The organism is Dendronalium sp. ChiSLP03b (assembly GCF_034531165.2).
Lineage (GTDB): Bacteria > Cyanobacteriota > Cyanobacteriia > Cyanobacteriales > Nostocaceae > Dendronalium > Dendronalium minutum.
On sequence record NZ_JAVRBR020000008.1, the window covers coordinates 19,846 to 41,064 of the forward strand.

26 protein-coding genes are annotated in these 21,219 nt (G+C 42.5%); 13 read left to right on the forward strand and 13 right to left on the reverse strand.

The features are described from left to right. Positions 1-71: 71 nt before the first annotated feature. The 5 genes from RMY31_RS01370 (at position 72) to fghA (ending at position 3,832) form a co-directional block, all read left to right on the forward strand. Positions 72-650, forward strand: a complete 579-nt coding sequence (locus tag RMY31_RS01370; RefSeq protein WP_322657736.1) for a 3'-5' exonuclease — start codon at positions 72-74, stop codon at positions 648-650. A gap of 131 nt (positions 651-781) precedes the next feature. Further along, the gene (locus RMY31_RS01375) at positions 782-1,120 is read left to right on the forward strand and encodes a carbon dioxide-concentrating mechanism protein CcmK (protein WP_322657735.1); all 339 of its coding nucleotides are present in this window, start codon (positions 782-784) and stop codon (positions 1,118-1,120) included. Positions 1,121-1,270: 150 nt separating this feature from the next. Beyond that, complete coding sequence (locus RMY31_RS01380; RefSeq protein WP_322657734.1) at positions 1,271-2,440, forward strand: pyridoxal phosphate-dependent aminotransferase; 1,170 nt, start codon at positions 1,271-1,273, stop codon at positions 2,438-2,440. 93 nt (positions 2,441-2,533) lie between these two features. Beyond that, complete coding sequence (locus RMY31_RS01385) at positions 2,534-2,986, forward strand: secondary thiamine-phosphate synthase enzyme YjbQ (protein ID WP_322657733.1); 453 nt, start codon at positions 2,534-2,536, stop codon at positions 2,984-2,986. Positions 2,987-3,001: 15 nt separating this feature from the next. Next, positions 3,002-3,832, forward strand: a complete 831-nt coding sequence (gene fghA, locus RMY31_RS01390; RefSeq protein WP_322657732.1) for an S-formylglutathione hydrolase — start codon at positions 3,002-3,004, stop codon at positions 3,830-3,832. A gap of 248 nt (positions 3,833-4,080) precedes the next feature. Here the strand turns inward: fghA and RMY31_RS01395 are convergent, their stop codons facing one another. Next, entirely contained in the window at positions 4,081-4,599 is a 519-nt protein-coding gene (locus tag RMY31_RS01395) for an FKBP-type peptidyl-prolyl cis-trans isomerase (protein WP_322657731.1), read from the reverse strand. A 78-nt stretch (positions 4,600-4,677) separates the two neighbouring features. Next, positions 4,678-5,001, reverse strand: coding sequence for a phasin family protein (locus RMY31_RS01400; RefSeq protein WP_322657762.1), 324 nt, complete (start codon positions 4,999-5,001; stop codon positions 4,678-4,680). Between the two features lie 50 nt (positions 5,002-5,051). Here RMY31_RS01400 and RMY31_RS01405 point away from each other — a divergent pair, with 50 nt between their 5' ends. From RMY31_RS01405 to RMY31_RS01415, 3 genes are all read left to right on the forward strand, one after another. Then, on the forward strand, positions 5,052-5,213 hold the full coding sequence (locus tag RMY31_RS01405) for a hypothetical protein (protein WP_409877058.1): 162 nt from the start codon (positions 5,052-5,054) through the stop codon (positions 5,211-5,213). Then, positions 5,200-5,412 carry a hypothetical protein gene (locus tag RMY31_RS01410; protein WP_409877060.1) on the forward strand — a complete coding sequence of 71 codons (213 nt, stop codon included), beginning with the start codon at positions 5,200-5,202 and terminating at the stop codon, positions 5,410-5,412. The genes RMY31_RS01405 and RMY31_RS01410 overlap by 14 nt, the downstream gene beginning before the upstream one ends. A 120-nt stretch (positions 5,413-5,532) precedes the next feature. Further along, positions 5,533-6,288, forward strand: a complete 756-nt coding sequence (locus RMY31_RS01415; protein ID WP_322657729.1) for a hypothetical protein — start codon at positions 5,533-5,535, stop codon at positions 6,286-6,288. Between the two features lie 129 nt (positions 6,289-6,417). Here RMY31_RS01415 and RMY31_RS01420 read toward each other — a convergent pair whose 3' ends face one another. The 5 genes from RMY31_RS01420 to RMY31_RS01440 form a co-directional block, all read right to left on the reverse strand. Further along, positions 6,418-6,996 carry an ureidoglycolate lyase gene (locus tag RMY31_RS01420; protein ID WP_322657727.1) on the reverse strand — a complete coding sequence of 193 codons (579 nt, stop codon included), beginning with the start codon at positions 6,994-6,996 and terminating at the stop codon, positions 6,418-6,420. 57 nt (positions 6,997-7,053) lie between these two features. Continuing rightward, complete coding sequence (locus tag RMY31_RS01425; protein ID WP_322657726.1) at positions 7,054-7,908, reverse strand: polysaccharide deacetylase family protein; 855 nt, start codon at positions 7,906-7,908, stop codon at positions 7,054-7,056. Positions 7,909-7,951: 43 nt separating this feature from the next. Next, positions 7,952-8,599, reverse strand: a complete 648-nt coding sequence (locus RMY31_RS01430; protein ID WP_322657724.1) for a PAP/fibrillin family protein — start codon at positions 8,597-8,599, stop codon at positions 7,952-7,954. A 412-nt stretch (positions 8,600-9,011) separates the two neighbouring features. Further along, entirely contained in the window at positions 9,012-9,887 is an 876-nt protein-coding gene (locus RMY31_RS01435) for a polysaccharide deacetylase family protein (protein ID WP_322657723.1), read from the reverse strand. Between the two features lie 562 nt (positions 9,888-10,449). Beyond that, entirely contained in the window at positions 10,450-11,370 is a 921-nt protein-coding gene (locus tag RMY31_RS01440; RefSeq protein WP_322657722.1) for an AraC family transcriptional regulator, read from the reverse strand. A gap of 175 nt (positions 11,371-11,545) precedes the next feature. Between RMY31_RS01440 and RMY31_RS01445 the strand changes: the two genes are divergently transcribed. Both RMY31_RS01445 and RMY31_RS01450 read left to right on the forward strand, forming a co-directional pair. Next, complete coding sequence (locus tag RMY31_RS01445; RefSeq protein WP_322657721.1) at positions 11,546-12,313, forward strand: SDR family NAD(P)-dependent oxidoreductase; 768 nt, start codon at positions 11,546-11,548, stop codon at positions 12,311-12,313. A gap of 33 nt (positions 12,314-12,346) precedes the next feature. Continuing rightward, on the forward strand, positions 12,347-13,081 hold the full coding sequence (locus tag RMY31_RS01450; RefSeq protein ID WP_322657720.1) for an SDR family oxidoreductase: 735 nt from the start codon (positions 12,347-12,349) through the stop codon (positions 13,079-13,081). Positions 13,082-13,174: 93 nt separating this feature from the next. Here RMY31_RS01450 and RMY31_RS01455 read toward each other — a convergent pair whose 3' ends face one another. After that, on the reverse strand, positions 13,175-13,492 hold the full coding sequence (locus RMY31_RS01455; protein ID WP_322657719.1) for a hypothetical protein: 318 nt from the start codon (positions 13,490-13,492) through the stop codon (positions 13,175-13,177). A gap of 361 nt (positions 13,493-13,853) precedes the next feature. Then, entirely contained in the window at positions 13,854-14,357 is a 504-nt protein-coding gene (locus RMY31_RS01460; RefSeq protein ID WP_322657718.1) for a 2TM domain-containing protein, read from the reverse strand. 781 nt (positions 14,358-15,138) lie between these two features. Here RMY31_RS01460 and RMY31_RS01465 point away from each other — a divergent pair. Further along, positions 15,139-15,627, forward strand: coding sequence for a DUF1499 domain-containing protein (locus tag RMY31_RS01465; protein WP_322657717.1), 489 nt, complete (start codon positions 15,139-15,141; stop codon positions 15,625-15,627). 234 nt (positions 15,628-15,861) lie between these two features. Here the strand turns inward: RMY31_RS01465 and RMY31_RS01470 are convergent, their stop codons facing one another. From RMY31_RS01470 to RMY31_RS01480, 3 genes are all read right to left on the reverse strand, one after another. Beyond that, positions 15,862-17,775, reverse strand: a complete 1,914-nt coding sequence (locus RMY31_RS01470) for a cytochrome-c peroxidase (RefSeq protein WP_322657716.1) — start codon at positions 17,773-17,775, stop codon at positions 15,862-15,864. A gap of 537 nt (positions 17,776-18,312) precedes the next feature. Then, positions 18,313-18,441, reverse strand: coding sequence for a hypothetical protein (locus tag RMY31_RS01475; protein WP_322657715.1), 129 nt, complete (start codon positions 18,439-18,441; stop codon positions 18,313-18,315). Positions 18,442-18,444: 3 nt separating this feature from the next. Continuing rightward, positions 18,445-19,035 (reverse strand): chromophore lyase CpcT/CpeT, encoded by a 591-nt coding sequence (locus RMY31_RS01480; RefSeq protein WP_322657714.1) that lies wholly within the window; start codon positions 19,033-19,035, stop codon positions 18,445-18,447. Positions 19,036-19,236: 201 nt separating this feature from the next. On the opposite strand from RMY31_RS01480, the gene RMY31_RS01485 reads away from it, so the two are divergent. Both RMY31_RS01485 and RMY31_RS01490 read left to right on the forward strand, forming a co-directional pair. Further along, entirely contained in the window at positions 19,237-20,466 is a 1,230-nt protein-coding gene (locus RMY31_RS01485) for a tetratricopeptide repeat protein (RefSeq protein WP_322657713.1), read from the forward strand. Between the two features lie 21 nt (positions 20,467-20,487). After that, the gene (locus tag RMY31_RS01490; RefSeq protein WP_409877066.1) at positions 20,488-20,616 is read left to right on the forward strand and encodes a hypothetical protein; all 129 of its coding nucleotides are present in this window, start codon (positions 20,488-20,490) and stop codon (positions 20,614-20,616) included. 78 nt (positions 20,617-20,694) lie between these two features. On the opposite strand, the gene RMY31_RS01495 is transcribed toward RMY31_RS01490, so the two are convergent. Beyond that, positions 20,695-21,141, reverse strand: a complete 447-nt coding sequence (locus tag RMY31_RS01495; protein ID WP_322657712.1) for a hypothetical protein — start codon at positions 21,139-21,141, stop codon at positions 20,695-20,697. Positions 21,142-21,219: the final 78 nt, after the last annotated feature.

Below are 21,219 nucleotides of genomic sequence, written 5' to 3' on the forward strand. Positions count from 1 at the left end.
CAGATTAAGTTAGCAGTCCGGAAAAAGCTCAAATAAAATATATTACAAATTACCAATACTTAATAAAGTATATGAACGCTGACCGAAAATCATATTTTTTAATTGTTGATTTAGAAGCTACTTGCTCCAACGACGGGAAAATTCCCAGCCACGAAATGGAAATTATCGAAATCGGTGCGGTAATGCTCAATCGAGAAACATGGGAAATTGATGCAGAATTTCAACAATTTATCCACCCTGTGAGACATCCACAACTGACAGCTTTTTGCACTGAATTGACTAGTATTCAACAAGAAGATGTTGACCAAGCACCGCAATTTGCAGAAGCAATTTCTCGTTTTAAAGAATGGATTTACTCATTTCCTAGCCATATTTTCTGCTCCTGGGGAAACTACGATAAAAAGCAATTTATTCAAGATTGTGAATTTCATCATGTTCCTTATCCTTTTACTTCAGAACACATAAATATCAAAAATGAATTTTCAGAATATCTAGGTGTATCTAAAGGATTTGGCATGGCAAAGGCTCTCCAGCATCTAGAAATGGAGTTGATAGGCACACACCATCGGGGTATAGATGATGCCCGCAACATTGCAGCTATCTACAGACATATTAAAACCAGAAAACCATCTCATGAAAAAAGAGGTTAGGGAGTAAGGAAAGGAACATTTTCATGCTTTGTTGTGCATAACAAATTCTTGGGGTCTGTGTTGCATGATGATGATAAGATTTTGTATTACACCCACAACTGCGATCGCAAATTTTAAATCCTGTTAACGATATGACATTAGCGCTGGGCATGATTGAAGTTTATGGCGTTCCCGCAGCACTAGAAGCCGGAGACGCTATGTGTAAAGCTGCCCGCGTCACTCTTGTTGGTTATGAAAATACAGATTTGGGACGAATTACTGTGTTGATTCGGGGAAATGTGGGTGAGGTAAATGTGGCTGTAGCAGCAGGATTGGAGGCGGTGCTGCGAGTTCATGGAGGTGAGGTGCTTTCCAAGCATATTATTTACCGTCCCCATGAAAATTTAGAATATGTTTTACCGATTCATCATAGCGCCGATATGGAGCAGTTCCATGCAGATATTAGGTTTCCTCCGCCTTTATCAGCGTAAACAGTTAGGAGTTGTCAGTTGCTATTTGCTAATGACCACTGACCACCGACCATTGACCACTGTACAGACGCGATGCCAGTCGCTACAACGGGGGGAACCCCCGCAACGCGCTGACTCATTAATCGCGTCTCTACTACTGACCACTGACTAATGACTAAATTAATCTCTCGGATGCAGGCGGTGCAGTCGCCAATTATTCCTGTGGTTGGAGAACTAATTAAAAACTCTCCCGGAACCATTTCTCTAGGACAAGGTGTGGTTTCGTATAGCCCACCACCTGAAGCTCTAGAACTTTTGCCAAAATTCCTTGCCGAACAAAATAATAATTTATACAAAGCAGTAGAGGGAATTCCCCCTTTATTGGCAGCACTTGCAGCAAAATTGTCAGTCTTTAATGGCATTGAAATCAACGGTGAAAACTGCATCGTTGTGACAGCAGGAAGCAACATGGGCTTTATGAACGCTATCCTTGCTATCACTAGTCCAGGCGACGAAATTATTTTGAATACGCCCTATTATTTCAACCACGAAATGGCGATCGCTATGGCGGGTTGTCATGCGGTGTTAGTTGAGACAGATGAAAATTACCAGTTGCGCCCAGAAGCGATCGCCCAAGCAATTACACCAAAAACAAGGGCAGTAGTCACAATTTCACCGAATAATCCTACTGGAGTTGTCTATTCGCAAGCAGCATTGCACCAAGTCAATCAAATCTGTGGCGATCGCGGCATTTACCACATCAGCGATGAAGCCTACGAATACTTTACCTATAACGGGATAAAACACGTTTCCCCTGGTGCATTTGCTGGCAGTAGCGAGTACACAATTTCCCTTTATAGTCTTTCTAAAGCATACGGTTTTGCCAGTTGGCGCATCGGTTATATGGTGATTCCTCAACACTTACTAGTCGCCGTCAAAAAAGTTCAGGATACAATTTTGATTTGTCCGCCCGTAGTTTCTCAGTATGCAGCTTTAGGAGCTTTGCAAGCAAAAGACGATTATTTAAGAGAAAATATTGGTGCGATTGCCCAAGTGCGGCAAGTAGTACTTAAATCCCTTAACTGCCTACAAAGTTTATGTAGCATTACTCCTGCCAATGGGGCTTTCTATTTTTTCCTCAAAGTACATACTCAGATGGATGCATTTCAATTAGTTGCAAAATTAATCCAGGAACATAAAGTGGCTGTTATTCCGGGTACAACCTTTGGTATGAACAACGGATGTTATCTACGAGTTGCCTATGGTGCGCTGCAAAAAGATACTGCAAAAGAAGGTATAGAAAGATTAGTACAAGGTTTGCAAACGATAATTAGGAGTTAGGAGTTATGAATAGATATTAAGTTTTTGGATGAAATTACACTGTATTAATGTACTGGTTTGACAATTTAAAATCTAAAATTCCAGCTTGAAAAAATGTCGATTATTAATAAGTTAGTTGAAATTGAAACTAGTCAGGGTATTAATATACATAACATCACGCCACAAATCAAAGATTTTATTAGCTCAAATTCGATTAAAAACGGTCAGGTCTTAGTATTTTCTCGACACACTACAACTGCTTTAGCTATCAACGAAAATGAAGTCAGGTTGTTAGAAGATATCAAGGTTTTCTTGCAGAAATTAGCACCTGAATCAGAGCGTTACTTGCACAACGACTTACATTTAAGAGATGTCCCCGAAGATGAACCAATTAACGCCCATTCTCACTTGATGGCAATGATGTTGACTACCAGTGAAGTAATTCCTATTGTGGATGGACAGTTAGCTTTAGGAACTTGGCAATCTGTTTTGTTTTTTGAGTTGGATGGGCCTCGCAAAAGGACTGTATTTCTGCAAATTTCAGGAGAACGATCTGGGAACAACTAAAGAGGACATAAATTAATGACAAATCTCAACCTCATCTCAGAATCTAAAAGCTTTGGCGGTAAACTCGGCTTTTACTCTCATCCTTCTTCAACCTGCAACGGTGAAATGCGCTTTGCTGTCTACCAGCCACCCCAAGCCACTCAAAAGTCAGTACCAGTTCTCTATTTCCTCTCTGGGTTGACTTGCACTGAAGAGAATTTTATGGCCAAGTCGGGGGCACAACGCTACGCGGCTGAATATGGCTTAATGCTAGTTGCACCTGATACTAGCCCGCGTAATACTGGCATTGCAGGTGAGGATGATGAATGGGATTTTGGCACGGGTGCAGGCTTTTATGTTGATGCTACAGAACAACCGTGGCATCAGCACTATCAAATGTATAGTTATATCGTCCAAGAATTACCCGCTTTAATTGCCACAAATTTTCCCGCCCAAACTGACAAACAAGGCATTTTTGGTCATTCCATGGGGGGACATGGGGCACTTGTCTGTGCGCTGCGAAACCCACAACTATACAAATCAGTTTCAGCATTTGCACCTATCGTTGCACCCATGCGTTGTCCTTGGGGTCAAAAGGCGTTCAGTCGTTATTTGGGAAGCAATCAAGAAAGTTGGCGCTTATATGATGCTAGTGAATTGATTAAACAGGTGGGATATCACAGTCCTATTCTCATTGACCAAGGCACTGCTGATAAATTTTTAGCTGAACAATTACTGCCAGAGGTCTTTGAGCAAGCTTGTGCAGCAGTTAACCAACCCCTCAATTTACGTTACCAAGAGGGCTACGACCACAGCTATTATTTCATTGCTAGTTTTATTGAAGATCACATACGTTATCACGCGTAGACCACAGATTTCGCTGCACGTTTCGGCTGTCGCAATCATTGAGACGGGGAGCAAGAGGAGACAAGGGAGAAGGCTTCGCCTAGGGAAAGGAGGAAAGGAAAAGATCCGTTCTTTTCCCTTTACCTTTTACCCTGCCCAAAGGACTTGGACTTCTAACTCAGCAACGCCACTTGCTTCAAGCCGGGGAACCCGCCCAACGCAGTGGCTCCTCAGCTGTTCAGTGCTACTGACTGCTGAATAATAGTTTTTTACTTAACTTCTAGTAATTCCACATCAAAAATCAGGGTGGCATTGGGTGGAATTACGCCACCAGCACCACGGGAGCCATAACCTAACTCTGATGGGATGATTAACTGACGACGGCCGCCTACCTTCATCGAGCCGACTCCTTCATCCCAACCTTGGATGACTTGTCCGACACCGATTTTAAACTTGAAAGGTTGACCGCGATCGCGGGAACTATCAAACTTTGTACCATCTTCCAAAGTGCCGGTGTAGTGAACAGTCACCGTTTGTCCCCTTTGAGGAGTCACCCCTGTTCCCTCCTTTAAGTCTTTATACTGCAATCCAGAGGGGTTTGTTACGACGTTGTCGTCAGACATAGGCTTGCTCGCAATCAAGATATTGTTTTCAGTAACACTAGTGGGTGCTGGCGTTGTTTGAGTCAAATTAGCAGCGATGGCATCCTGTTTACTGCCAACTTGTGCCAATACTAAAACTACAACACATGCCAGCATGAACCCCACGCTGAGTAAAATCGCTTTCAAAATTAGTTCTCCCTACTGAGGTAATCTGAAAATAAGAATACCAACAGGACACATATAGTTTAAATCAGAAAAGACATTCTAACGCCAAAGCTTATTTTCCAAATCGCGCACTTGACGCTCTAAACGGTCAATTCTGCCCCGCAGTTCATCCACCTCAGATTGACGAGCTACCCCCAAATCCTGCATCATGTTTCGCATTTGCCTTTGCATTTGGACTTCCCAGTTTCCCTGCTCGGACTTTAACTGCTGTACAACATCATCCATAACTGCCTTAGCTTGCTCAGGATTGAGCTTACCGTCTTTGACCAATTCATCGCTGACTTGCCGCAGTTTTTCTGCCATCAAAGATGTTGTGCCAATACCAAGCATCATTAACTGTTGTAACCAGTTGTTGCTGTCCATACTTCCTTCCTCTTCATTCTTCAAACCAGCCGATCCTTGCTCTTGAATGTTTGCCATCAAGCTATGCTGGAAGCGTAGTTCTTCTAGCCTACACCTCTATTTTGGCAAATTGGCATCCACAAAGCTCAAAGGCTGTGGTGATAGAACTGCTCAAGTTTAAAGTTGTGCCACATCGGCGGGAAAATTTTATCCAGAAGGATGCGGAAATGTAGACAGCAGCGCCGACTTAATACACCACCAGAAGGGGAATTTCTACCTTGTCCTCCAGAAGTTCGCCCGCAAGGAGACCACATGCTCATGCTACTTGCTTTAAGTCGGGAAACTCGCCCACAGTGCTGTCTGTCCAACGCAGTGGCTTCTCCTTGCGACTTCTCTCCTTGTCTTGCCAAAGAGGTGAAATTTTGGCATTGAGACTGCCTTCTTCAATTGTTTGCTGTTGTCTGAAATTAAGACTGTTAAGTTACTCAGCACGTGTAGTTTTCACCTTAACACTGTGTTAATTATTGTGACATTAACAGGAGTATAGATACGTTGCTCAAGCTTTCTCCAGAATCTCCTCTATTTATTTTCTTAATTATTATAAGTTTTTTACTAGTAACTTTATCAGCGTGGTTATCACCTCAACCATTTATTTTAAAACCATTTGGGCTTAATGATATTATCCAGTTGCTGTCATTACTATTTTTTATTTCTTTGTTATTAGAACGTTCTTTAGAAGTATTTATAACTACTTGGCGAGGTTCCACAGCAGAGCAATTAGAAATTTCTTTACAACAAAAAACTACTCTGCTTTCTGAAAAACTAAAACTTTTTGAAGAGCAACAAAAACAAAATCAAACAGCTTATTTTGAAGCCTATAAATTTAGTGGACTCCCACCTGAAGGAATGAGTTTGGAACAGCAAATGTCCCAGAATTACAACCTAAATCAAGAAGAAATACTCAACATAAATAAGCCACAGATTGACGATTTAAACACTATATTTAACGATGTAAATGAAAAAGAGCGTAAAAAAGTAGCATATAAGTCTGATACACGAATTATTGCTTTATGGACATCTCTTTTATTCGGTATTTTAATGAGTGCAGTCGGCATTCGCTCTATAGAACCACTCGTAGTTATTGATTTAAATAATCCAATACAAATAACTATATTTCGGTGTTTAGACGCATTACTAACAGGAGGTTTAATTGCCGGAGGTAGCGAGGGAATTCATAAGTTTATAAAGGTTTTTACTGACTTTATGGAAGTTAGTTCTAAACAAATAAAAAACCAGAAATTGTCTTAGTTAGAAGCAGTATCTCACATTTCAGAATATAGGAGCAGCTCAAGTATTCTATGACAGAAAAAAGCGATTGAGGAGTATTGAGTTAATCAATGCGCGATCGCTCATTTAAACACACTCCATCGGCATTGACTAATTAGCTATATCGAGATGAATTTCATAGTTTAAACGTTTTGGTAACGAAATCTTATAAACATCGCCTTGATTCATCTCATCTGCTGCCTGCATTTGACTTAAGGCAGTGACGACTTCATCAGAATTTGCCGTGAGAATGACAACCGGGCGATCGCAAGCTATGGGAAAATCATGCCACGTGCCAAGATGCAGTAAAAGTCCGTAACCAGCTGGAAACCTTAGTGCTTTTACTTGGTTTAAAGTCGGTAAGTTTTCCCCGTTCTCATGGTTAGGTGGTGCCATCACCATAATGAATGGTGCTTGTCCTAAGCCGATAAACATTTGAGTCATGTGCATGTGTCGTTCTAACCAAATAATCGGCGGATATCCTGGTAGAATTTTGGCTGTTCTAAAGGTGGCAATACCGCGATAGGTAAAGTCAATATTTTCGCCTTCTAGTACTCGTTCTTGATAAAAGGGAATTCCTAATCCGGGTTTGCTAACGTCGTCGCCTAATACATGTCCGTAGGGTTTGATGTTTTCTGGGGTAGCATCAATTACAGGGATTTTGAGAATTTTGTTTTGTGAAATAGTCATTTTTTAACGAACCGCTGATACGCAGAGAACGCAAAGAAAGAGGCAAGAAGAATATTTTTATTTTTGTTGATTAATCCATTCATAAATTCTTTCACCTGTGGTTAACCAAGTATAAGGCTGATTTTTTATGTGCAGTAAGCATTGTTTTAAATATTTTAACCGTAGGGGCTGACCGACAATAAAGGGATGCAAGCCAATTGCCATTACCCGTCCTTGGGATTCTCCTTCATGCCATAGTTGGTTAAATTGGTCTTCTATTGCTTGAGCAAATTCTACACCAGAAAATCTATTACTCAAACATAAGGTAATATCATTTGCTTCTATGGTGTAAGGTATGGCCAATAAGCGACCATTGGATACTGGATACCAGTAAGGTTGGTCATCGTTTACCCAATCAGCGGTGTAAACGATGTCGGCTGCATGTAATAACTCAAAGGTTGATTCTGTAATCGAAAATCCAGGTGTTAGCCAGCCTTTGGGTGTTTTACCTGTGGCTTGTCTCAGTAAATCTAGAGTTTTATTAATTATTTCAATTTCTGTTTCTTTATCCATGCCACTATGCCCAGTGGAGTTATTAATACCATGCGCCATTATTTCCCAACTATTTTGCTGCATGGCTGTCATTATCTCGGGATAAAGCATACAAATTTCGCCATTGACTGCGGCTGTTACCGGAATTTCTAACTCGGCAAATAATTCAAATAATCGCCAAATTCCTACACGATTACCATAGTCTCGCCAACTATAGTTCGCAATTTCTGGATGACTATTTAAATGAGGTTGAATCGCTGTTCCTAGTTTGCCAAATGTGAAGTGTTCTACGTTCATTACTACCCAAACAGCAACTCTGGCATCATTCGGTAATTTTAAAACCGGACGTTGTGCGATCGCTTGAAAAGACGGAGGCTGCATAATTAAAAATTAAAAAATTTGCTTTGCGTCTACTCGTTCAGATTTATGAGGTAAAGTCAGGTAAATTATTGGCTCTACTTAGAATGAATAAACTTCCATCTCCTCCACGTCCAATTCTTAAGTTTTCATCCAAGTAAGTAATGTCGAGGGTGGGAATTCTGTCAATAGGATTATTAGCACTCGATACCTTAAATGGGTTTAGTTGGGGTGTATGAATGCCAATAATCTTTTCAATTGATAAGTAGCGTTTGTCAAAATAGACGTTGAGGCGTTTATTCGCTACAGACTCTAAATCTTCTTTAGCTGGCTCAAAGCTAGCTGTGACTTTCACATACCCTGATAGTAGTCCAAGAGAATGTTGAACTTGAGCTAAATTGAAAAATAATTTGTTTGTCACATCAATCACTTGAAAGACTTTACCCAGCTTCAATCCTAATGGGAGGGAAGCTAAAGAACGAATTTCTCTAGCTGTAGAGTATTGGAGTTGCCATGCTCCATCTAACAAAGAAGTAGCATACAACAAAGGATATGGATTAGGGTTGACGCTTTCTAGTTCCGTCGTCAATTGTTCAATTTCTGAGACGGTAGTTTTGTCTAGCTTCAAATTAGTAATAGGCGAAGCATCGCCGTTAATTTGAATCTTCTCAAGTGAGGCTTGTAATTTTTCCTTCAAGAAAAGTTGATTGTTCAAGGGGTAAAGATTTTCCTTATTTTACTAACTCAAAAAATAAACGAACTCTTGTACAGACGCGATTAATGAGCCAGCGCGTTGCGGTGAATCAGCGCTGCGGAGAGAAGTTGCCATAGCGTAGCGAAGCGCGAGTCTTCTCCCAAGGGGAGACGCTACGCGAACGAGCGTTACGAGCGTCGGAGGGTAATTCGTAATTAAGAAAGTCCCATTTAGTCTAGGTTTCTGGGTTTGGATCTGTATCATTATTTTTGGGAAATGGTATAAGTAACGAACTCTAACTGAAGCGGTAATAAAACCAGCTACCGCAACAACTAACATCATTGCCTCAACACTGATATTTAATACACCTGATTTTTCAGTTATTAATTCACCTAGTGCTGTCTAAATTAGGGGTGTAGCTATCTGTAAGGTATCACTGATGATTTGCGACTGCTGATGCTGCCGTTAGCATTTTTTCTTGGGCTTGCATTTCCAACAGTTCAGGTATTGTCACAAATCTATATCCCTGTGCCTTCAGACCCTCGATAATTACTGGTAAAGCCTTGACTGTTCGGGAACGGTTACCGCCACCATCGTGCATTAACACAATAGCCCCAGGCTTTGCACTTCTTAGTACATTTTTGATCATTGCTGGCACTGACGGCGAACGGCGTTCAGCGTCTCCCGACAATTCTGACCACATAATGACAGCGTATTTCTGATTTTTAGCGTAATCGGCTAATCCATTATGCAGAAAGCCACCTGGGGGACGAAACAGAGTTGTTTTCACTCCTGTAGTCTTGTAGATAACGTCTGCTGTATTCTCAATTTCACTAGCCGCAGTAGCTACGTCCATCTGACGATACCAATGATGCCATGTGTGGTTGCCAATTACGTCACCATCAGCTGCCACTTGCTTGGCAATCTGGGGATAATATTTCACCATTTGCCCAAGCATGAAGAATGTCGCTTTGATATGATTTTTCTTTAAAATCTCCAATACCTGTGCCGTATTTTTCGGACTAGGGCCATCATCAAAGGTCAAGGCAATGACTTTTTGGTTTGGTTTCAATTTCCCTTGATAAACAATTGTTCCCTGAAATGCTTTTGGTAATTCTAATGTCTGGTTTGTAGCTGGAGCAGTAGTCTCTATAGTTGCGCTCATCGTTTTACCTGCTGGCTTTTTAATTGCCAACATCTGGTTAAATCCACCTTTAGGTACAAGCATACTCAAACTTAGACCACTACCAGCAGTCACTAGTATTATTATTCCTACTTGAAAAATTTGAGATAATTTATTGGTAAACACATTAAATCTCCTGAAATATTGGTGATTAGTCAAGAGTTAGCAATTGTTAACCTTTTCTCCTACTTTTCTATCTTTCTATCTCTTAACTATATTCAGACTCTTTTGTAAATTAATATATTTGCCTCTCCTAGACTTGTCTGTTGAAGCCTACCTAAAATTTTTGTTCCCAGTTATCTAATTTTTACTTTGTTGTAGATAAATATATCTACTGCTAAAAGAAAAAAGAATAAAATACCTTGAAACATTCCAGCTAGTGCAGCGTGGCAGAAATATCTATCCAGTTGAAAAAGGTCAAAAAGCTGAATATATAGCTTTTTTCCCTTCTACCTTCTGCTTTCTTGGACTACCGAATGGGTTTAACCGACCAATAAAGGCGGCGATGATGGCGGTATAACCATAACCAGGAGAAATTGTCGGGCGTAGTTGACCTATAAGGCCTAGAACAAGCCTAGAACTTCGCACACTCCAGCTAATCCACCACTGATTAATAGAGTTAGCTAAATAATGCGATCGCTATTTATCCCAGCATATACCGCAGCCTTGGAACTGGAATCAACTACGCTCAGGCTGTGCGTAAACGTTCAATATCCTTGATTGGTGGCGCACCGAACATGCGGGAATATTCGCGGCTGAACTGTGAGGGGCTTTCATAACCCACCTGATAAGCAGCATTAGCCGCATCGGAGTTTTCCGCAAGCATTAGGCGACGCGCTTCCAATAGTCTTAATTGCTTTTGATATTGCAGTGGACTCATCGATGTCACTTTCTTGAAATGGTGATGGAAAGATGAAGCAGACATACTCGCCTGCCCAGCTAGATCCTCAACCCGCATCGGCTTTGTAAAATCAGCCTTGAGCCGTTTGATCGCCTCAGCGATGCGCTGCATGTTACTGCCAGATGTCGCAATCTGGCGGACAGCTTCGCCTTGTTCGCCCATTAAAAGCCTGTAATAAATTTCACGGATAATCATCGGGGCTAGGATAGGGATATCCTGCGGCGTATCCAAAAGTCGCGTCAGTCTGATCGCACAATCGATTAACGGTACATCGGCGTTGCTGACGAATAAACCTCTAACAGAGTTTTCTTTTTTACCCGTGCCGAGTCTGGTTTGGGCAATAATATCACAGAGTTGCACTGGGTCTAAATTCAGCTTGAATCCTAAATACGGTTTGTCTGGCGTGGCTTCTACAACAAATCCACTGATTGGCAAATCAACCGAGACAACAAGATATTGAGCCGCGCCATAACCATAGGTTTCCTCACCCAGTAACGCTGCTTTTTTGCCCTGAACGACGATGCCAACAATAGGTTCATAAACACCACAAATTGCCGTGGAAGCAGAAGATTCCCGCATAAATTCCAGCTGATTTATATCTGTTTTATGGGCACCGTTCCCCTTGCCGTCGGTGTGCCGAGCTACTAATGCCGCCAGTTCTTGACACTCATTGATGACCGCGCCGTGCTTCAATACTGCAATCGCCATGCTGGCTTCCTGACTGATTTAATCATTCTCATTCGCTCATTATAGAGAATATTTATCCCTCCACGAAGCATTGTTTTAGAGGATTAGGCAATAATCTGCGAGGTCTGTGCATTTAAAACCCCGCCGTCTAAACATATTATGAACACATCGAGGGAAACAGTGAAAAGATAAGGCAATGACGAAAGACAAGACAAAAATTGCATTGGTGACGGGAGCGAGCAGAGGGCTTGGCAAAAATACCGGTTTGACTCTTGCCAGAAAAGGCATTGGTATCATCGTGACGTATCATAGCAACCATGAAGAAGCCAAAAACGTCGTATCTTCTATTGAAGAGATTGGCGGTACAGCCGTTGCATTGCAACTAGATACTTCAAACACTAAGAACTTTGACGGTTTCGTGGGGCAACTCAAGCAGTCACTCAACGACAAATGGCAGACAGAGCATTTTGATTTCCTCGTTAATAATGCTGGTATTGGTGTTTATGCATCTTTTGCAGATACGACCGAGGACGATTTCGATCGCCTGATGAATATTCATGTGAAGGGCGTTTTCTTCCTGACGCAGAAACTTCTCCCTTTGATAAATGACGGCGGACGTATCGTCAATATTTCGTCCGGTCTTGCCCGTTTTGCCCTGCCGGGCTATGCGGCCTATGCAGCCATGAAGGGGGCTATAGAGGTTTTGACTCGATACATGGCCAAGGAATTGGGACAAAGACAGATCGCCGTAAATGTGGTGGCTCCTGGCGCGATTGAAACAGACTTCGCCGACGGCGCGGTGCGTGACAATCCAGAAATTAACAACTTCATCGCCTCGCAAACAGCTCTGGGCCGTGTCGGTCTTCCTGATGATATTGGAGGCGCGATCGCTTCTTTGCTATCCGAAGAAAACAGATGGGTAAATGCACAGAGAATTGAAGTCTCCGGCGGTATGTTTCTTTAATTCAAACCAACTTAAATAGAAAGGAAAATAACCATGTTAAATGTAGAAAATAAAGTCGTTATCATCACTGGAGCCAGTAGCGGAATCGGTGAAGCTACCGCCAAGCTGTTAGCTAAAAATGGGGCAAAAGTTGTTTTGGGTGCGCGACGCACGGAAAAGCTGGAAAATATTGTCGAGGATATCCGCAAGCAAGGCGGCATAGCAGAATTCAAAGCCGTGGATGTCGCTAATCGTGAGGATATGAAAGCGTTTATTCATTTTGCCAAAGACAAGTTTGGCCGCATCGATGTCATTTATAACAATGCAGGCGTTATGCCCTTGTCCCCGATGAATGCCCTGAAAGTCGAGGAGTGGGATAACATGATTAACGTGAACATCCACGGCGTGTTAAATGGCATTGCTGCGGGTCTGCCGATCATGGAAGCGCAAAGCGGTGGTCAGTTTATTAATACCGCATCCATAGGCGCGCATGTGGTAGTACCCACTGGCGCGGTCTATTGCGCGACAAAATATGCCGTTTGGGCCATATCCGAAGGATTGCGTCAAGAATCGAAAAATATCCGCGTGACAACAATATCCCCTGGTGTGGTTGAGACCGAACTCGGCTGTGATATCACGGAAGAGTCAGCAAAAGGCGCTTTGAAAGAATTCCGCAAAATCGCACTCACCCCAGATGCGATCGCCAGAGCTGTCTTGTATGCGGTGTCTCAGCCGGATGATGTCGATGTCAATGAAGTGATTGTCCGTCCGACGGCAAGCGCATTCTAGCCGTGGCAGGGCTTAGGCAATATCGAAATATTGGAACCATATCGGCTTGACAGCAGACAACAGATAATATCGCGTCCGGTTAAAGACTTATCATTAAGACCGCAGAGGGGGGGACACTTCCGTGCGGAGAGAAGTCGCCATAGCGTAGCGAAGTGCGAGTCCTCGCCCAAGGGGCGACGCTAAAAGTGACCGAGCGTCGGAGGGTCTCCCTCCAAGCGAACTTCGGAGGGTTCCCCCCGTTGAGGAGCTAGTGCGTTGGGGAGACAGCGTTGTGGGCGGGTTTCCCGACTTGTTCGCTCTTAGCGTTCCCGTAGGGTAGCGACTGTCGTCGGTTCTGCCGACTTGAAGCAACTGGCGTGAAAGTGTCCGTCGCAGAGGTGCAGAGGGGAAGGGTTTTCGGGCTTTCTGCATAAATTCGGGAATTATAACTAATTAGCCGGACTTGATATAATTTGCGATCGCCTAAAAAGAGAATAGAAGGCGATCGGGCGGTTTTAGGTTCAATTGAGCGCTGGATATGAATCCTGTTAAAAAATCACGGCGGAGCGCTACCGTTGTGGCTGGCTCCGGTACAAATTGCTGTAGCCTCAATTTCTGAAAAATCGGTGGATTGGGCTGAGGCTATTGTACAAAGGCTGAATGGCGCGTCTCTTGTTACAGATAGTTTTCCATCCGTGACCTTATTCCACAAATCATACATCTGCTGCTAATTTGGTATTTATAGTGAGTGAGTATAGAGAGCGATCGCCCAAATCGCTCCATTCTCAACTAATTAAGCCTGCAATGCTTTGAACCACTTATTTAAAACTGTATTGATGGTTTGTTTAATTTGATGTTTGCGATGCCACTTTTGGAAAGCCATTTCATACTCTTCGCCTTTAGCTTGAAAGGTATTCCAAATATCAAGCCCTACTGCCATTCCCCAAAATAGCAAAATATACAGCGACCAACTAAGAACGCCGCCACCGATGAAATCCACCAGTATTAAACAACCATTGACAATTGCATAATTGCCAAAACGCTTTCTAAATCTTGTGAGCCGATAACTATCAAATGCTTGCCGCTGTTGGATTTCGCTCTGTTGCGATCGCCAATCTCGTTCTGCTAGCTTTAAAGAATCAGGTGATATTTCTAACTCAGTAGCAATTTCTAACAGTAGCTCATAGGAAAACTCTTTATCTCGATCGTCAGCTTGACGGGCGATCGCTAGCTGAAGAATTTGTTGCACATCTTCTTGGCTGTAAGAACGCAGGCTCTTAGGTTCAAAGTCCGTCATAATTACTATCTCTTAGTGTTACTTTTAACAATAATTTGTCGCCCGCCAGCTGTAACACAGCTACACCACTATTAGTAAACTCTGCACTACACCAACACTAACAAATATAGATAGAGATGGATGTACGGGTTTCTTGAATAAAAAGATGAGGGAGACACAGGGATGCGGGGACAAGGTAGATAAGGAGAATTTCTTCATGCCCCCTAGCTTGAAAATAGGGACTGGGGATTAGAAAACTACTTCTTCCTCTGCCTCCTGCCTTATCCCAACGACAAATATTTATGCCAATCTTATTTAGCTACATCGCCTACTAAGGAAAAGAATAGAGCGATCGCCTGTTTGGGCTAGCTACTATAAAATATTCTTATGACTAAGTTTAATTTTTTGTGTCAACTCTTGTTGATTAATCGTAATAAATCCGTTACAATTATTTACGATAGAATAACCAGCAACTCATGTAAACCACTGTTAACGCCAACAAAATCATTCCCCATCACTTCGGCTACAGAACAAGAAATCCGCTACGCTGCATAGCGCTTCACATAGCAGTGGCTTAATCGCTCTGATTTGATTCTTGTGCAATTTTTTAAAAAATTTAGACTTCGGTATCTTCCATTGACATTTGGGCTTCTCCTACTAACCTCGGCTATTAAACCGAGGTTTTTTATTACCGAATAAACAAGTAGCTCAAAATCGCTAAATTCTAGTTGACTCTCTGTTCAGCAAACGGTGACAATTGCCTAGGAAAGATATTTCTGCGTCCAAGAGGAGTAAATTTATAATGTCCCGTCTGCTAACAGTGTTCGCGCAGCGATTTCTACGGTGTATTACCTTTGCAATATTTTTAACTCTAATTAGTAGTTTAATATTTCCTATTACTACTTGGGCTTCTTCTAACTTGGGAGTTGATAATGGTCATCTTAGTTCTTGTCCGGCCTCAAACAACTGTGTTGTGAGTCAAGACCCCGATGCCAAACACGCCATTGACCCAATTGCTTATCACGTAGACCGGGATACAGCACGAGAAATCTTACTAAAAGTTCTCGGCGTTGTTCCTCGTACAGAGGTTCTAGAACAGACAGATAATTACATCCATGCTCTTTCTAAAAGCCGCATCTTCAAATTTGTTGACGATTTAGAGTTTTATTTCCCTACTAATGAGTCAGTAATTCATCTGCGCTCTGCGTCTCGCATAGGAGACTCGGATCTTGGTGTCAATCGCAGGCGGTTGGAGCAAATTCGTCTAGCTATGCGCGATTTAAACATTTGATTTTAGCTTTGTAACAATCAGTTGGCTTATTTGAACGAGCAATCTCTAAAAAATGCCTGGAATCCTTTTTTCAAGAACCATTTAGTTATTGAAGCTAATTTTTTTGAGGTTATTTAATAAAATAACCCCTGTAGAAATTCAGGGGTTACACAAGTTTGAATTTGCAGTTTAGATAAGGGTCTAAGTCAGAAAAATCTTTACACCCTTAGATTCAGTATCAGATGAAATTCATCTCTATTGAGTTGCGAGGAAATTAGGTGAGCCAGTACCACCATTCTTACCAATAGCAGATATTTCTAAAAAACTGTCTGTGGCTTTGCCTTTACCATCATTAGCAACAGAGGTAAAGTCACCTGGATGTCCATTGGGAACGAACAATTGCGGGTGGTCGAAGGGCGCTTTTTCATACTTGACTCGCTCATCGGTAAGTGCTTCGAGGAAAGCCACCAGATGGTCTTTTTCGTCATCAGTGAGTTTAATATCACCAAGAGCTCCTTGCGGAAAGTCTCCGCGACGATTGTAGAAATCTACTACTTGCCGCAGCGTTAAATAGCCACCACTGTGGAAGTAAGGAGCTGTAAGTGCGACGTTACGGAGTCCTGGTGTCTTGAAACCTCCATCTATGACTAATAAGTCATTGGAACCAACTGTAGTGTTGGGTTCAGAACCAAGAAGCTGCTTGAAAGTCCCCAACAAAGCTAGTTGTGTTTCAGATAGTGGATTGCCAAACGGGTCATTACTACCAACACCAGGATCTTCTAAGGTGGGTCTAACGCCAATATTAAAGAAACCATTGTCAAAGAGAACTTTTAAATTAGGGACATTGATTATCCCGATGCGTTGCTGTTGTACAGCGCTAACTGAAGCAACAGAAAGTTCGGCTCCATTGTGGCAAACGGTGCATTGAGCTTTGCCTTCAAATAGTAGTTTTCCACTTTGTTGCTTCTCATTAAGAGCAGTTTTGTCTCCTTCTAAGAAGCGATCGAGTGGTGTATCGTCAGAAATGAGTGTGGACTCGTACATCTGCACCGCCAGCCCAAAGAATAACGGGAAGTTGTACTCCATGAGAGTGTACTCTTTTGTCTCTAAGGAGCGGTCTGGTTTATTGGCGAAAGTTCTGCTACCGTCAGGATTGACTCTGATAATGCGATTCGATTTCCACCACTCAGGTTTAAAAGCCTGAGCAATTAGTTGGTTGTAGGTTGCAGTTTGCAATCCGGGTTGTGGCGACCTACTTTCCGTAGCTAAAACGCTATCTTGCGGATCTACAATCTGTTTACCTAACGGTCTGAGAGGAAGTAACTTTTTCGCTAGTTTTCTGGGTAGTTTTTTACCCTTACCAGCGCTGTGAGTTTTTTTGTCAATTGTGCCGAACTTATCACCAATTTCTTCAAAGGTGCGACCATCAGCAGACATCTCAAAGGAACTGAGTGGCGGGCCGACAGCCTGGGATGCTAAAGATGAATGATTGAGGCTGACTTTAACAAATTCGAGGTGACTTGGAGTTGTTGCCTTGACGACCGAGGCGTTGGGGTCTCTTAACCCGAATTCGTTGACTCCATTGAAGATTTCTTGCGCTCTTCCATCCCAGAAGTTGCGGAAATTAAATACTGAATTGATTACAGTTGGTGTGTTGCGCGGCTCAACGCGACGCACATTTGTACCCCCGACATTAAACACTGGGTCTGGTATAGACTTTACTCGATCTTCGGCCTTACCGGGTATGACATCTACAAACTCGCTATTGAAGATACCTTGAGAGGAAACGACATCGTTACGGTCAGATATCACGGTCGATTTGTCATTTGGGTTCGATAGCTGGTGGAAGGGAAAATCTTCTGGCTTTAGCTGGTAATTAGGTGCCCCGCCAACATTAAAAACTGTATCTGGGTTTGCTGTGCGATCGCTATTTATCTGCAACAAACCAGGAGCAATTTGATTTTTGGATCTGTTATCAGCACCAGCATGGAAGTGGCAACTTGCACAGGCTGTCACGCCGTCGCTACCAACTTGCATATCCCAGAACAGTGCCTTTCCTAATTTGATGGCAGCTAATTTGTTAGAGACAAACTCTGTGAGATTATCAGGTTCTGGAACTGTAACTGTTTTCAGCGAAGCTAAGGGTCGTGATATAACCTGCGCTGACACAGTATATCCAGCTAGGATGGCAACTATTACAATGGCAGCAATTGTTATTGCCTTTGAGAATCTGGATATTTGTCGGTGGGGTTTAACAGTGTTAAATCTCCACCTTTTTCGCAATCTACTTTTTGAGGTGAGTAGCAAGTACATGAGTAAGCTTGTAAAAAGCGTTACTAAACTTATGAACGCTATAATTCCCATGTTTTTTAGGAACAAAAAACACTTATATGAATGAAACTGATTATACAGAAAGTTGTTAGCTTGATACTAGATATATATAATTTTATTAATTTATTTCAGTACCGCTAGGGGACTTCCAGAAATTAAATTATTCAATTGTAAGAGCGAAGACGATTGTGAGATTCTTCCTCCCCTGCTCCCCCTGCTCCCCCTGCTTCACGGCAGTTGCTACAACGCGGGGAACCCGCGCAACGCACTGCCTCCCCTGCTCACCAAAGCGATGGGATATTTTTTTAGTTGGAAATCCCTAGGCTTCTGCTTACGGAGACGCTACGCAACTGAGCGTCACCCATTCGGCGAAATCTATGTAGGAGGCGATCGCCGTGTTAAATAGCGGAGTTCAGGCGATCGCTTGTTTGAGCGAATAAGTGCGTCTTTGCGTTTCTTATTTAATTCCTGTAAGGGTGCTGCCGCGGCAGTAACCCTGCTCACTCCTCACGCTTTGACTTCATCAGCAAAATTGCTCCAACGCACAAAGTGAAATGGGCCAGCTATAGAACCCCACAGACGCTCATCGCTTTCAAAATCTCGTCCCCGATCGAGGCTGAGAAATTTTTCAGTGTCAATCTCAAATTCATTATCAAGATAAGTGTTTTTACCATTGCGAACCACGATGCAACCTTTACCAGGTTCAACTCTGCCTTTGAAACTATTTCCTGTCCACTCTACAATCATGTTACAACCGGGCATTTTCTCCAGTTGGTCAACAGATAGGTTTTTGAGGAGTTCGAGGTCGCGGGATGCACCGTAAAACTTTTGTTCTTCCTTAAGATTGTAGTGTTCGATAACAATGTGGTTTTCTAGCTCAATCAACTTCATTACTCGCATTCGGTAGGGTTGACTGAGCATATAATCATAAGCTTGTTCGAGAAACAAGCTAACCCCAGATAACAGTTCTAAAGGAAGAGGACGGATACAGACGCGAATGTGGGCATACAAAGGTGGATTTTCAAAGGCTTGTTCTTGATTGCTAAAATCTGCTGCCATCCAGCGAGCTAAAGTGACAATATCCGTAGAATGAGTCATTAAATACGATTGACCAATTGCTTGAAAATTATATGGGAGTATTGTAAAGCTTGGAAATCAACAATGGGGATAATTACCAATGTTTTATGCGTCAAACAAATTGGCAGTTAAAGTTGTTAGGCATAGGCATAATTACCAATGTCTTATACTCAATGCCTGATTACCACCAATGAAACTTACTCTAGGTAAGGTAAAGTACCAATGCTACGGCGCTTAATTGTTACTATTGTCGCTATACTTTTTAGCAGTTCTTTGGCTTTAGCAGAGAGTAAAAAGCCAGAAGAACTCGATAAATTTCCTCCCAGCCCATTAGAAATTACTACACCCGATCCACTGCTGCCAACTTTAAGCAATAACCAGCAGTTAACTCTTGGAGACCAACTAAACCTGGAAGTAGCACTGAATGAGTTGAATCAACAAGCAGCGGCGAAACTGCAAGCAGGGGATAAGGTAGCAGCGTTTGAGATTTGGAACCGAGAACTACGCTTGCGGCGCTTTTTAGGTTCATTAGCAGAGGTGCAAGCACTATCGCGCGTAGGTGCGATCGCCTGGAATGAAAACGATCGCCAAGAGGTATATTACATTACTCAACGATTGCAAGGCATTCAAAAGCAGGCACAATTACCCAAAAATGTTGCCCAAAAAAGTGTTGACATGGAACTGTTGCGATCGCTGGGTGAAGCTTACCAAAAAGTGCGATCGTTCAAACCTGCCCTAGAAGTTTATAACCAAATTTTGACAGTAATGCGACAGCAGCAAGATGAAGTAGCAGTAGTACAAACTCTTCAGACGATTGGGGAATTGAATCTAGCTTGGTTTGATTATACTCAAGCTGCTACCACCTACGAGGAATTGTTAAATTTAGCTGCTTCTAAAAGCGATCGCCCCAATGAGTTAGCATACTTACAACAGCTAGCTTATATTTATAAGCAGGGAAAACAACCACAGCAAGCAGTAAATGTGCTAGATAAGCTAGCAAAAATTTACATAGATGAAAACAATCTTACTAAAATACCAGAATTAAAACTGGCGATCGGCTCAAATTATGAATCCTTAGCAAAGCAGAATCCTAGTTTACTGCGAGAAGCTTTTAACAATTATCAAGAAGCTTATACTACTGCTTGGCAATTGCAAGAGTATACCCGTGCTGGTGAAGCGTTGCAGAAATTAATTGCGCTATATCGTTCTCAAGGCCAAATAGATGAGGCTTTACAAACTAGTCAAATTCTCTTGGAAACCCAAGAACGAGCCGTCAACTTTTACGGACTGATGCAAACCTATGACCAAATAGGGCAAATTTATCTAGAACGCAAAGAGTATCCTCAAGCACGAACAGCCTTTCAAAAAGGTTTAGAAATGGCGCAACAACTCAAACTTGAAGAAGCATATTTCACTCAGCAGATTGAAAAATTACCGGAAGCTGATTTTTAGTTAGGAGGCAGGAGGCAGGAGGTGAGGCAGCGCGGTCTTGGGGAGCCACTGCGTTGGGCGGCTTTGCCGACTTGTTCGCTGAAAGTGTTCCCGCAGGGTAGCAAGTGGCGTGGTTTCCCCCATGAGCGACTGCCGTTAGCGCAGCGTTAGCGACGCAGGAGCGTCACCCGAAGGGCAGAAGGCAGGAGTGAAGAATTATCTACCTTGTCCTCCTGCTTTCTCTAATATCTATTTGCTAAAAGCATCCTTGATATTATCAACAGCTTTTTCAACAACATTCTTGGTGTTGTCTACTGCTTCCTTTGTCCGAGATGCATCTTCGTCTGCTCTTTGCTGAATTCGAGCCGCATCTCTTTTAGCTTTGCGCTCTGCAAAACTACCGTTGTCTGTTGCTTCGTCAACTTTAGCGGCATTTTTATTTGCAGTTCGCTTAACTTTGTCTTTCGTATCTTCGATGAAACCCTTGGCTCGTCCTGCATCTTCACTAGCTTTGCTTTTTACTTCATTGCCTGCATCTGCTAACAGAACCGAGTTGGCAGAGGGATTAGCCATTGCTGAGGTGTTCGAGAAAAATGCACCCTGCCAAACGAAAGCGATCGCTAACAAACAAAATAAAGTTGTAGCCATCCAGCGTCCTATAGTCGAAAGCCGTTGCATAAAGTAATTGTGTTTCATAGAATACAATCTCGATTAGATTTAACATTCTCATATTTACTTCATTTGGCTTATCAGCTATATCGTTCCCCGGACAGA

Coding starts and splice junctions, on each gene's coding strand:
- RMY31_RS01445 (WP_322657721.1), top strand. CDS start 11,546: ATGACGAAAGACAAGACAAAAATTGCATTGGTGACGGGAGCGAGCAGA.
- RMY31_RS01450 (WP_322657720.1), top strand. CDS start 12,347: ATGTTAAATGTAGAAAATAAAGTCGTTATCATCACTGGAGCCAGTAGC.
- RMY31_RS01455 (WP_322657719.1), bottom strand. CDS start 13,492: ATGCAGAAAGCCCGAAAACCCTTCCCCTCTGCACCTCTGCGACGGACA.
- RMY31_RS01485 (WP_322657713.1), top strand. CDS start 19,237: ATGCTACGGCGCTTAATTGTTACTATTGTCGCTATACTTTTTAGCAGT.
- RMY31_RS01400 (WP_322657762.1), bottom strand. CDS start 5,001: ATGGACAGCAACAACTGGTTACAACAGTTAATGATGCTTGGTATTGGC.
- RMY31_RS01385 (WP_322657733.1), top strand. CDS start 2,534: ATGTCGATTATTAATAAGTTAGTTGAAATTGAAACTAGTCAGGGTATT.
- RMY31_RS01380 (WP_322657734.1), top strand. CDS start 1,271: ATGACTAAATTAATCTCTCGGATGCAGGCGGTGCAGTCGCCAATTATT.
- RMY31_RS01420 (WP_322657727.1), bottom strand. CDS start 6,996: ATGACTATTTCACAAAACAAAATTCTCAAAATCCCTGTAATTGATGCT.
- RMY31_RS01460 (WP_322657718.1), bottom strand. CDS start 14,357: ATGACGGACTTTGAACCTAAGAGCCTGCGTTCTTACAGCCAAGAAGAT.
- RMY31_RS01375 (WP_322657735.1), top strand. CDS start 782: ATGACATTAGCGCTGGGCATGATTGAAGTTTATGGCGTTCCCGCAGCA.
- RMY31_RS01495 (WP_322657712.1), bottom strand. CDS start 21,141: ATGAAACACAATTACTTTATGCAACGGCTTTCGACTATAGGACGCTGG.
- RMY31_RS01440 (WP_322657722.1), bottom strand. CDS start 11,370: ATGGCGATTGCAGTATTGAAGCACGGCGCGGTCATCAATGAGTGTCAA.
- RMY31_RS01425 (WP_322657726.1), bottom strand. CDS start 7,908: ATGCAGCCTCCGTCTTTTCAAGCGATCGCACAACGTCCGGTTTTAAAA.
- RMY31_RS01370 (WP_322657736.1), top strand. CDS start 72: ATGAACGCTGACCGAAAATCATATTTTTTAATTGTTGATTTAGAAGCT.
- RMY31_RS01480 (WP_322657714.1), bottom strand. CDS start 19,035: ATGACTCATTCTACGGATATTGTCACTTTAGCTCGCTGGATGGCAGCA.
- fghA (WP_322657732.1), top strand. CDS start 3,002: ATGACAAATCTCAACCTCATCTCAGAATCTAAAAGCTTTGGCGGTAAA.
- RMY31_RS01465 (WP_322657717.1), top strand. CDS start 15,139: ATGTCCCGTCTGCTAACAGTGTTCGCGCAGCGATTTCTACGGTGTATT.
- RMY31_RS01410 (WP_409877060.1), top strand. CDS start 5,200: ATGCGGAAATGTAGACAGCAGCGCCGACTTAATACACCACCAGAAGGG.